This window comes from Virgibacillus sp. 6R (genome assembly GCF_001895305.1).
Taxonomy (GTDB): Bacteria; Bacillota; Bacilli; order Bacillales; family Amphibacillaceae; genus Virgibacillus; species Virgibacillus pantothenticus.
The window spans coordinates 4141624-4153929 of record NZ_CP017762.1 but is presented as its reverse complement, the minus strand read 5'-3'; the positions used below and the strand labels follow the sequence as shown (position 1 = coordinate 4153929).

At 37.0% G+C, this 12306-nt stretch carries 8 protein-coding genes; 1 reads left to right on the top strand and 7 read right to left on the bottom strand.

All coding sequences use genetic code 11. From position 1 onward, the window contains the following. Positions 1 to 31 precede the first annotated feature (31 nt). The 5 genes from tkt to BKP57_RS18755 all read right to left on the bottom strand — a co-directional run bounded on the left by tkt (position 32) and on the right by BKP57_RS18755 (position 6997). Positions 32 to 2032, bottom strand: coding sequence for a transketolase (tkt, locus tag BKP57_RS18775; protein ID WP_072742159.1), 2001 nt, complete (start codon positions 2030 to 2032; stop codon positions 32 to 34). A 41-nt stretch (positions 2033 to 2073) separates the two neighbouring features. Continuing rightward, positions 2074 to 3432 (bottom strand): PTS ascorbate transporter subunit IIC, encoded by a 1359-nt coding sequence (locus BKP57_RS18770; protein ID WP_050352462.1) that lies wholly within the window; start codon positions 3430 to 3432, stop codon positions 2074 to 2076. Between the two features lie 28 nt (positions 3433 to 3460). Beyond that, positions 3461 to 3742, bottom strand: coding sequence for a PTS sugar transporter subunit IIB (locus BKP57_RS18765; RefSeq protein WP_050352461.1), 282 nt, complete (start codon positions 3740 to 3742; stop codon positions 3461 to 3463). Positions 3743 to 3757: 15 nt separating this feature from the next. Continuing rightward, the gene (locus BKP57_RS18760; protein ID WP_050352460.1) at positions 3758 to 5785 is read right to left on the bottom strand and encodes a BglG family transcription antiterminator; all 2028 of its coding nucleotides are present in this window, start codon (positions 5783 to 5785) and stop codon (positions 3758 to 3760) included. Positions 5786 to 6448: 663 nt separating this feature from the next. Beyond that, positions 6449 to 6997, bottom strand: coding sequence for an NADPH-dependent FMN reductase (locus BKP57_RS18755; protein ID WP_050352459.1), 549 nt, complete (start codon positions 6995 to 6997; stop codon positions 6449 to 6451). Positions 6998 to 7771: 774 nt separating this feature from the next. On the opposite strand from BKP57_RS18755, the gene BKP57_RS18750 reads away from it, so the two are divergent. Then, positions 7772 to 8395 carry a helix-turn-helix transcriptional regulator gene (locus tag BKP57_RS18750; protein WP_050352458.1) on the top strand — a complete coding sequence of 208 codons (624 nt, stop codon included), beginning with the start codon at positions 7772 to 7774 and terminating at the stop codon, positions 8393 to 8395. Positions 8396 to 8851: 456 nt separating this feature from the next. Here BKP57_RS18750 and BKP57_RS18745 read toward each other — a convergent pair whose 3' ends face one another. Then, positions 8852 to 10699 carry an LTA synthase family protein gene (locus BKP57_RS18745; protein ID WP_050352457.1) on the bottom strand — a complete coding sequence of 616 codons (1848 nt, stop codon included), beginning with the start codon at positions 10697 to 10699 and terminating at the stop codon, positions 8852 to 8854. Then, positions 10687 to 12306 (bottom strand): GNAT family N-acetyltransferase, encoded by a 1620-nt coding sequence (locus BKP57_RS18740; RefSeq protein WP_050352456.1) that lies wholly within the window; start codon positions 12304 to 12306, stop codon positions 10687 to 10689. Before BKP57_RS18740 ends, BKP57_RS18745 begins: the two co-directional genes overlap by 13 nt.

Below are 12306 nucleotides of genomic sequence, written 5' to 3'. Positions count from 1 at the left end.
ACCATCAAAGTATCCCGTGTTTACTACCGTTCTATAAAAGACCTTTAAAGTTTTTTACTACATTTTCTACGGTAAACCCAAACTGCTCGATAACCTGTTCTCCTGGGCCAGAAACACCAAATGAATCAATACTCATTACGGCACCTTTACACCCAGTGTACTCCTTCCAGCCGACCTTAGACCCCATTTCAATCGATAGGCGAGCTTGCAAACTACTTGGTAAGACACTTTCTTTATATTCCTCTGTTTGCTTATCAAATAAATCCCAAGAAGGCATACTGACAACATTTACAAAGATACCTTCAGCAGCAAGCGCATCTTGTGCTTTTAATGCCAAATGCACCTCAGAACCGGCAGCGATTAGAATACCTTGTGGTGCTTCTTTAGCCTCTGAAATAACATAGGCTCCTTTTGCAACACCAATTTGTCCTTTTTCTTCTGTCGCCTTTAATGTTGGTACATTTTGACGACCAAGCACAAGAATAGTTGGACGATCCTTTTGCGCTACAGCAATTTTCCAAGCTTCTTTCGTTTCATTTGCATCAGCTGGTCTGACCACAGTGATATTTGGCATTGCTCGAAAAGAAGCTAAATGCTCAACAGGCTGATGTGTGGGGCCATCTTGACCGACCGCTACACTATCATGTGTAAACACATATGTCACTGGAAGCCCCATTAATGCTGATAGACGAATAGCTGGACGCAAGTAATCAGAAAAAACAAAGAATGTACTTACAAAAGGTTTGAGATAGTGACGAGCCATTCCATTGGCGATGGCTCCCATAGCGAACTCTCGAACACCGAAGGAAATGTTTCTGCCTGCATAGTCTTGTTCTGTTAAATCAGCAAATGCTTGCAGCCTTGTTTTCGTTGAAGCATTTAAATCTGCAGACCCTCCGACTAACTCTGGAAAATGATTTGCTAATGCTTGTTGCACTTCACTTGCTGAAGCTCGAGTAGCGAGTGTATTTCCTTCCTTATAAACAGGTAAATCTTCATCCCAATTTTCCGGTAACTCCCCTGCAATAACTCGCTTTAATTCTACAGCAAGTTCAGGGTGAGCTTGCTCGTACTGTCTAAACAATTCATTCCACTGTTCCTCTTTCTTACTTCCATTTTCTTGAATGCTACGAAAATCTTCATATACTCCTTCTGGTACATAGAAGTCTTCCTCATAGTTCCATTTATAAAATGCTTTTGCCCGTTTAATTTCTTCTATACCGATAGGATCGCTATGCGCATCACTTTTGCCTTCAATAGTAGGAGCACCGTAGCCGATTTTCGTTTTAATTTCTATAATGGTTGGGCGGTCTTTCTCGGCTTTTGCTTCTAGTATTGCTTGTTTAATTCCTTCTACATCATTACCGTCTTCTACATACAAGTATTGCCAATGACAAGATTCAAATCGCTGCTTGATATCTTCAGAAAACGATAGTGCCAGTTCTCCATCCAAGCTAATATCATTGGAGTCATATAGAACGATTAGGCGACCTAATTTCAAATGCCCTGCTAAAGAAGCAGCTTCATAAGAAATACCTTCCATCAAATCGCCATCACCACATATGGTATACGTGTAATGGTCAACGATTGGATAACCCTCGCGATTATAAGTCGCAGCTAAATGTCTTTCTGCTAGTGCTAAACCAACACAAGCAGGTATGCCTTGTCCAAGTGGACCTGTAGTCACTTCCACTCCAGGTGTAACTCCAAATTCTGGGTGACCCGCTGTCTTACTTCCTAATTGTCTAAAGTTTTTCAACTCCTCCAACGGTAAATCATATCCCGCTAGATGTAGTAAACAATATTGTAGCATAGAACCATGCCCTGCAGATAAGACAAATCGATCACGATTAAACCAGTCTGGATTCTTAGGGTTCATGTTCATCACATGTTTCCATAAACTATACGCCATTGGAGCTGCCCCCATCGGCATACCCGGATGCCCATGCTGGGCCCTTTCTACACTATCAATGGTCAGTGTACGTATGGTGTTAATGGATAAATTGGCTACGTGTTTCTCTGATTCCGTCATAGATGATTCCTCCAGTTAGTTTTTTTATATGATTTCTTTACTTAAGCATTTTCCGTGGACTCTTTTTTCTTGCCAAAAGGAATGAGCATAATGCCAAGAATCACGATTAAGCTAATAACAATTGCGATTGGCCCCGCGTAGTTTGCCAGTGATCCGAAGAAGATTCCTGAAACGCCAAAGTCTGCATCAGAAAAGGTTGTATTAGCAAACCCTAATTCTCCAAGAACTGGTAATAAAAATACTGGTAAAAACGAAATAATAATTCCGTTTACAAACGATCCAGCAACAGCACCTTTAATCCCACCTGTTGTATTTCCTAAAACACCTGCTGCTGCTCCAGTAAAGAAGTGAGGTACTACACCAGGGAGGATAATCGTCGTTCCAGCAACAAACATAATTGCCATACTGAATATTCCGCCAATAAAGCTACTGAAAAATCCAATTAATACTGCATTTGGTGCATACGTGTAAATAATTGGAACATCAAGCGCCGGTTTGGCATTTGGCACAATCTTTGTAGAAATCCCCTTAAACGCGGGAATAATTTCTGCTAATACGAGACGAACTCCAGATAAGATAATAAATACACCAGCAGCAAAGCTACCACCTTTCATTAAAGAAAACACAAGATAATTAGTCCCATCACTTAATTCTGTTTCGATAAATGTAGAACCAGCAAAGAATGCAACAATAACGTACATAACAATCATTGTTAATGCGATACTTACAGTACTATCACGTAAAAACCCAAGGCCTTTCGGAAAATTAATATTTTCCGTTGATTGTTCCCTACTATTTTTGAATAATTTTCCAGTTAAGCCACTAATAGCATAACCAACAGCACTAAAATGTCCTAAAGCAACATTATCATTTCCAGTTAGCTGTCTCATAAATGGTTGTAAAATAGCTGGAGATAGTGTCATAACAATTCCTAATGCAACTGCTCCTGCAACAATTAATGGTATCGTGTCAAAACCTGCTACTGCCATAATTACAGCAAACATACATGCTAGGTAAAGTGTATGATGACCTGTTAAGAAGATATACTTATACCTAGTAAACCGAGCAATTAATACGTTTACAATCATTCCAAAAAACATGATTAATGCTGTATTTGTTCCATATTCATTTAAAGCTAATGCAACGATGGCTTCATTGTTCGGTACAACCCCTGATACATGAAATGCTTCTTGGAACATCGCACCGAATGGAGAAAGACCTTGTTCTAAGATCCCAGCTCCTGAAGCGATGACAATAAAGCCAACAAATGTTTTTATAGCACCTTTCATGATCTCAGATAAATTCTTTTTCTGGGCTAATAAACCGATTAGTGCAATGGCGGCAACTAAAATAGCCGGCTGGCTTAAAATATCGACTAAAACACTTAAGAATTTATTCATGGGAGTCATCCTTTCCTTAAGTTAAGTTTTAAATTAGATTTTTTTCTTTCACTACTTTGGTGACTTTGTTCCTCAATTCATCCATATCAATAATATTGTCGAGCACTACGACTTCGCCTAGATGAGCACCTCCTTCAGCAATATCTTTGGCTAAAAAGTAGACATCTGCATCTCCAGGAGCGGCTGAGCTCAAATCAGAGTGAGACACCTCTACCCCTGTGACACCTAATTCCTGCAAAATTTGTTGAATATTCATTTCTACCATAAAGCTTGTCCCTAAACCTGACCCACAAACTGCTAAAAATTTCATTGCTTTCATCTCCTTTTATTTAATAATCTCTATAACTTCCTGAGGTGTTTGAGCAGATTTTAAAGCTTGCAGCGTTGAACTATCTGAAAGCAACTTTGTTAAATGCGACAATGCTTTTAGATGTGCCTCATTATCAATGGCTGCTAAACAAATGAAAATATCAATTTTATGCTCATCTTTGCCCAACAACTTCACTGGGGTTTTTGTTCTTAAAAACGACATCCCTAAATTTACGACACCTTCTTCAGGTCGTGCATGTGGTATGGCAATACCATTACCGATATGAATATAAGTTCCTACTTCTTCAATCTTTTTATTCATAGCTTCAATATATTCTGGTTTAATTTTATGTGCTTTTAGCAAAGGTTGGGCTGCTTTAGCCACAGCGGTCCTCCAATCTAAGGGTTCTTCTGTAAATTGGATCATATCTTGTGTTAGTAGTTCTGAGAGCATTGGTTTATAACCTCCTGTATCTGTATGACTTAGATGAATAACATCAACGAGTTCTGAAAACAGCTTTTTTTCGTCTTTGATTTCCGTATATTTGGAGATCACTTCCATAATTTGATCCATTGAAAAATCATAATTATTCAAATTCGGAAATTGTTTCATTACGGATTCGATTAAATAATTTTTTTCTATCTTTGAGAGCAACGGTTTCACAGCAAAAACTGGTTTTGGTGACTCAACCTCTACTGTTGAGAATATTAAGTCATAGCTCGATAAAGGGATCAAGCATACTTGTTCAACCGTGTGCACCCTGGAAAAATGTATACTTGGAAACATCTCTTTTAATTGTGCGCGAAGCATAATCGATGAACTAATACCATTTGAACAAACAATTAATGCATGAATTTCAGTTGTATTTTTGTGTCTATTTCTTTCAAGGTATCCCCCAAAATGAAGGGTAAAAAAACCAATTTCTTCATCACTGATTGCCTTTTTGGTCCATGTCGATAGAGGGGCTAGCGACCGCTTTACAAATTGGAATAAATCTATATACTTTTGTTTAATTTCCGATGTTAAAGGGTTCACAAGCGGGATTTCAAACATGATTCTAAAAAATGCCGGCACTAGGTGATTATATAAACTTTGTTGCAAATAGGTTTTATTCTCTATCGGAAGTAATGTGTTCTTTTCAAACGCTTCGATAATTTGCACGGTCAATTTTGCTAAATAAGGGTTTTCCTCAAGCTTTGCTTCCCGCAGTGCAATTAATAACTGGAGCGTTACATAATAGTTTTCTTCAGCTTCAGCATCTGGAAAAAGTTGTTCTGCTAGTTGTTGCGTTTGCCCAAAGATACGTTGTGAACGCAACAATTTCTTCTCACCTTCCGAAAACAAAGGTACTCGTTTTGTATTTCGAATTCGAATTAATGTGAGATGGAAAATAACTTCTGTTTTCCTGTCTTTTACGAGATGGATGTTGTGACTTTGTAAAAATTCATTTACAGTTACCTGTGTATCCACATAGTAGTTTTCCTGTTTCCATGATTTTAATACAAGTACAATCATTTCTTTACCTAGCGACTTTGCGAGCAAGTAATTCAAGCAAAAGCTTGCTAATCTTCTTTTCGCCATTTCCGCACCAGTAAGATGGTAACCATCTTTTCTTGTATATTGAAAAATGACACCTTTATCCTTACAGAGATCTTTCACTTTTTTTACATCTGTTAATGCCGTATTCTTGCTCACTTGCAACATTTGCTGATAATGGTAGTTGGAAACAGGCTCCCTACGGATAAATGTATATAAGTAAATTAAATATATCCGTTCCTCTTCGGATAAAACGATTTGTTGTATCGAAATATCCAAAGGAGCACCAGCCTGAAGCAGACTTTTTACTTTCGCATCCACAATAAAATGTTGATCGTGTAGCTCGATTGGCTGCATTTTCATACTTTTTAGTGTATCGTTCACTTTTTCCAGATCGTAGTAAAATTGTCGTTCAGATAAATCCAATTTTCGCATGACCTGAGAAACAGTAATCTGATCATGTGTCATGATTTCTTCAAATAGTTTAAAAGATCTTTGATCAAACAACTTCGCCCCTCCTTTAATAAAATTGTAATCCGCTTACAACATTGGTTCAATAGCCTTTGAGCCCAAACTATGTAAGCTGTTTCACTTGACTATTGTGCTCTTTTCGAGCAAAACTTATGAAATTCGCTTTAAATTTCTCCCTCTATCAGTGGGCTTTTTCCCCTACCGATTGCTAGCACCGCAAAGGATTTGCCTAAAAGATCTTCCATAAAATTGAAAATTCAAGTTCCGTTTTCATCCACTTATACTTTTTAGCTTTTACCTTATGCTTGAAGGGGCATTCTTACAGCACCTTACATCCGGGCTACAACGACACACTCTTTATGATAAAAGGATTCCAATAATTCTCCTAATATCAAGTGAATCAATCATTGTGAGTTTCCTCTCATCCCCCAATGGTTGTTAGTACCACAAGGATATGACCTCAAGGCCTCTGAACGAGTCGAGCATTTAGATGCTGTTATCTTCCTACTTAGTTTTGTTCCGTACACACTTTCCAACCCTTGCAGTGAGTTAGAACAAAGATATCATGCTTCAAAACAAAAAAGCATTCCTTTTATACGTTGGTAACATATAAAATAGAAATGCTTTTAACAGAATTGATGTAGTCTGCTGTTTGAAAAATAAATGGTTTATTTTGTCAGATATATATGTAAAACCAAGCTATTTGATGTTTTTGCTTTGTTCACGCTGTTTGATTTCAATCATTTCTTTAGCTAGTTTACCTATTCTTTCTTTTACATCTTGATCAATAATTTCATTATCATCATTAAAACAGTCGTTGTTAATAAAAACACTACAAGTAGGGATAATTCCTTTTAAATAAGCAAGAATAGGCTTTAATTGATATTCCGATACGAGAAAATGTTTATTAGAGCCTGCAGTAGTAACAATTCCCGTAACTTTTGATTTAAAAGCATCTACCGGAAAATGGTCAAGCAAATTTTTTAAAGCGCCCGAAATAGATGCCTGATAAATAGGCGAGCCAAAAACAATCATATCAGCAGCTAATACGGTATTTACTACCTTCCATGTATCCTTATTATAGTAAGCTAAAGGAGCTCCTTTAACAAACTCTACATCATATTCTTTGAGGTCTATTAACTCTGTCTCGATTTGTTTATCAACCCTTCTGGCTGCAAGTAAAACGTCATATACTGCTTGCGACGTTTTTTCACCAACTAATGAACCAGCTACTCCGACAAGTTTCACAGCTGTCCCCTCCTGCGTTTTAGAAATAAGATATGTTAATAAAAGTGAATCTTCAATCAGTGGGGTGTTTTCATTCACCCCCACTGATTTTTTAGATGAACGAATCGGGAATTTAGGTGCTGTTATCTGCCTCTTAGACTTGTTGCTGTACAGATTACCAACTCCCGAAGTGGGAGTCTTACAGCACCTTATATACGACGGGATAAACGAAATAAAGTTTAATCACATGGCATTTCATAGAAATCACTATGGATGCATTGCATTTATTATACTTATTGGTATAATAAATATGCAAAAAGAATAGCTTACGTTACATATAATAGCAAATGATTTGCTTGCAAAATAATAATTGTATTCGTTCCAAAATTTGCAATAATGATCCTATTTGCAAACGATGAATTTTTTATACAATTGAATAAGTCAAACCTCTTGTTAGTAGGAGTTTTCCCTATTAATCAAAGTAAAACAAAGGTAGATTTTTGATCTGCGTGTCGTTCGTCTCATGATCAACAATAACGTTCCGAACGAATTAAGCATGTAGGTGCCGTTTTCTTCCGTTTGTACCTTTTTGTATCAACCCAGAATTGACAGAAGAGTCTTACAGAACTTACATGCAGGGTAAAGTGCATCTTCCATCAGGCGGGTATTCATTCATCACCCACTGATTGTTAGATAGGGATTTAGGTGCTGTTATCTCTCCACTTAGACTTTGTTATCCAACTCCTTAAGTGAGAAGTCTTACAAGCACCTTATATACGGGGTAAAGGTGATTCTATGAAGCGAAAAACAACGAAAGACAAAATATTATATCTGTTAAAAAAAGAAGGCAAGCTAACAGTTGGAGACTTTATACAACATCTGCAGATTACAGATATGGCTGTAAGAAAGCATTTATCTACCATGGAAAAGGAAGGGCTTATTTCCTCTGTGGAAATGAAGCAGCCAATTGGCAGACCAATCAAACAATACATTTTATCAGTAAAAGGCGAGCGGTTATTTCCGAAAAGTTATGAGACGCTTAGTATAGAATTTCTAAACGATATTCAAACGATTTACGGTGACAAGGCAATCCAACAATTATTTGAAAAGCGTAAACAGCGCTTAAGCAAAGAATATGCCGTTCACATGCAACATAAATCACCAGAAGAAAAAATGTTTGAACTTAAGAGGCTGCAAAACGAAAAGGGATATATGGCTGAATATAAACAAACTGGTACTAAAACTTACGAACTTGTTGAGCATAATTGCCCATTATTAGCGATCGCTCAATCATTTAAAATAGCTTGTCATTGTGAGACCTCTATGTTTCAAAGCGTATTACAGACCGAGCAAATTAAAAGGATCAGCTGTAAAACAGAAGGAAATGATCACTGTCGTTTTTCCATTATCTTCTCGTGATAAGTTATACCCCTCTCCTAAACCGGTTCCATTGTGGCGCTACCTAGTGCGTCATGGACACCGTTAATGATTTAGATGATATTACATTTCTTATAGCTGCAAGTGGAAAATATAGACTTTTTTACACTTATCGCTCACAACGGAAATCTTGTCGAGCTAACAATATTGGTATGATTTATCTTTTTTTATGCTATATAAAAGTACGTTTTTTCATTTAAAAGGAGGGGACTCTCCCCTCCCTACTACTATTTTTTATAAAAAAATCTTCATCCGTGGGGTTTTCATCATCCCCACCTATTATTAATACCGTAATAGTATGACCTAAAGGTCTCTTACGAAATCGAGCAGTTAGGTGCTGTTAACTCCCACTTAGACTTGGTGCATTACACAGATTATCCAACTCTTGAAGTGGGAACCTTACAGCACCTTTTAACTTTATAAGTCTCATTGTATTTCCTATTTCCCCATAAACCGAAATAAATCCCCAAGGATAATTTGATCAGAAGCATGCAACTCATTTCGTGCAGTTTCCAAATGAGTTGTACATTTGTTTGCGCTAACGGCTTTTTTCGTTTGTTTATCAAAGCAACGACCATTTAGATAAGCGTAATCCTTCGTAACGATACTTCCATCTCGAAACACGACTGGGGCTTCGTTATCTCTTGTAAATAAGTTTCGACTAAAATTCATTTGTTCACTATCTCGTATACCCATTAATTCTAAAATAGTTGCATGGATATCAATTGCCCCTCCTACAGTTTCAATCGTTTTACCTTTCTGATGTGGCACATGTATAATCACTGGAACCTTTTGTAACTCAAGATGGTTTAGTGCTGTCTCTTTCTGACCTAATAACTCATGCACACCAGCTTCGTATTTTTGAGAAATGCCATAATGATCGCCATAAATAACAAATATTGTATCTTCATACATCCCTTTTGCTTTTAGCAATTCGAAAAATCGCTGTAAAGCTTGATCTTCATAGCGGACTGTTGTGATATATCGGTTCACAACCCCTACAGAAGTATTTGCTGGGGAAATCATTTGATCCTCTTCCTCCAATAAAAATGGAAAATGGTTGGTCAATGTTAGGAAATTAGCCAAATAAGGCTCGGACAGTTCTGATAAATTATCCATCGATTGTTCAAAAAATGGAATATCTTTAATCCCGTAATTGACGGAGTTTTCTTCTGTCACGTCATAGTCTTTTTTCGAGAAAAACGTATCAAAGCCTAATGATTGATACATTTCATCTCTATTCCAAAATGAAGCGTCATTCCCGTGAAAAGCAGCAGCTGTATAACCATCATTTTCACGTAAGATATGCGGCAAAGATTGAAATTGGTTATTTGGCCTACGAACAAATACAGAGCCACTCGGGAGCGGATATAATCCGGTATTAATCATAAACTCAGCGTCTGATGTTTTTCCTTGGGCTGCTTGATCATAAATATTATTAAAATAAAAACTGTCACGAATTAACTCATTTAAAAAAGGAGTCACTTCTTCTCCATTCACTTTTAGATTGATAACGAAATTTTGTGTAGACTCAAGGCTAATGAAAACAATATTTTTTCCTTCAGCTATTCCAAATTCTGGAAAAGATTCTTCTTCTCCATTTCCTTTCATATACGATTGAACTTCTTGTACATCTGTCTCATCTGCAAAAGCTTTCGTTATCGGAGCTTTCACACCATCTGCCAGATTGATTAGTTGATAATTATATAAGCCAAGTGATTGTACGAGTTCTTCCCGATCGTATCCTGTTTGCAGCAGATGTGGATTTTGAATAAGTGCAGTCGCAAATGTCATGACAATAAACGCCAAACCAGTAAACGCATATTTTTTCTTATTTGGGACTACCGGCTGTTGCTTCTGTTTTTTCATTTTAAATACGATATAGCCAATAACTACAATATCTATAAATAACAAAATATCAAATGGTGAAAACAATTCAACTGTACTTGGACCTAATCCTCCTACATTATTTAGTTGCAGAAAAACAGATACCGTAACAAAATCAATATAAAATCGATAATAAAGTACATTTGCATACAATAAGCCCAGCATCAATACATAGATAATCAATAAAGTAACTGGAGACAGTTGCTTTCTCCAAAAGAAACTAAGACCAAACATTAGCATAATAATTCCAATTGGATTAACAAAGACGATGAAGACATCGAGCCAAGAATATAGTGGTAATTGAAAGCTAGTAAAAGAAACGATCACTGTTTTCAACCATAAAAGGATAATGAACGTAACTAGTAAATTTCTTTCTATGAACAGACTTAACTTTCGCATCGACTGAACTCCTTCGCTTTTGAAAACTGTTGATACACCTCAACAATAATCTTTATCCCCTTTAGAATATTAGACGCTTGGTGCTGACCCATAATAGCCACTTGAAACCAGTTATGATTTAGTAAATAACCACTTTCATAGCTTACATGAACGCCTTTTTGCTTTAAAGCATCACCGAATTTCCTTGAGTCGATCATCGGATTTAAACAAATCGTTACAATACCTGGTGAGTAATTTTCCCCTGTTAATACTTCCATACCTGCTTTTTGAAATTCTTGACAAATTTCCCTGAACAATTCGGTTCTTTCTGGTTGCAGCTGTTGTAATGCAGCTTGTAATGCAAACAGTCCATTGGAAGAATGCGTATATGGTATACTGCCATTTATTTGATACTTCCCAAGATCTAAATAACTAGGGATCGCCTCGTTTGGTAACAGCTTTTCCTGATGAAACACAATTGCCAATCCAGGATAAGACCCGAGACCTTTCCCGCTTACGGTACTTGCTAAATAAACGGATGCTAAATCAACTGACATCACACCAACCGTACTACATGTATCCATGCATAAACGCACGCCATACTTGTTACAAAGCTGTTTTAATTTTTCCAACGGATAAACATATCCCGTGGACGTTTCACAGTGTACCGTCCACAACCAGCCAATTTCACGGTGTTTGTCCAATGTTTGTTCGATTTCAGCTAAAGAAATCGGCTTACTCCAAGGCTTTGTAATCGTGTAGAAAGAAAGATTAAAGCGCGAAGCATGCTTGATCAAACGCTCGCCAAATTCTCCGTTTGCTAAAACTAATCCTTTACTTGAAATAGTTGTTAATTGTGCTGCAATCATATCATTAGCAAGTGTTCCTGTACCTACGGCGATCTCCACATAATTGGCTTTCGTTAACCTACATAGCTGTTGCTGTACATTTTCTATTACATCATGTACATCTTTAGCACGATGCGATACTGCTTTATCACCCCATGCTTTTTTTACCTCATTCGATACTTCAACGGGGCCTGGTAAAAAGTTATAATGATTTCGTTGTTCTTCTTTTCGAAGCATACGTTCAAATAATTTAGAAGCACGTTCAAAATTTTTCTTCGTTAAATACATCGGTTGATAAGGTGCTTCTTCTGTCCCGACGAGCGGTCCAAAAGCTTGAAATCCTAAATGTTTATATAGTTTCGTTTGCCTTAACGTGCCGGAAATAACCGCCATATTAAAGCCTTTTTCCAAACAATAATCTACTAATCTTTCACAAAGCCCATAGAAAATACGGCCACCGCGATATTGTTTTTTAATAGCCAGTAATCGTATTTCACAAGGTATAGCATGCTCTGGTAAAAAGTCATCTAAATTGTTCAGTTTTTGATCGAGCGAAAAAGGTCGCTGATCATTGACAGAAATCATTCCGATTACTTCATCGTTTCGCTTCGCAACGACATATGTGTTTTTATCGTTAAAGCGATCTACCAACCTATGTTCATGATTTGTTTCGTGTTGTGGTATTTCTTCGACAAATGTCTCATAGTTTAAACGATAGATTTGCTCCAATTCTTCTGCTAAATCTGCTATTTTATATACAACAGATAATGATTCTTTCAT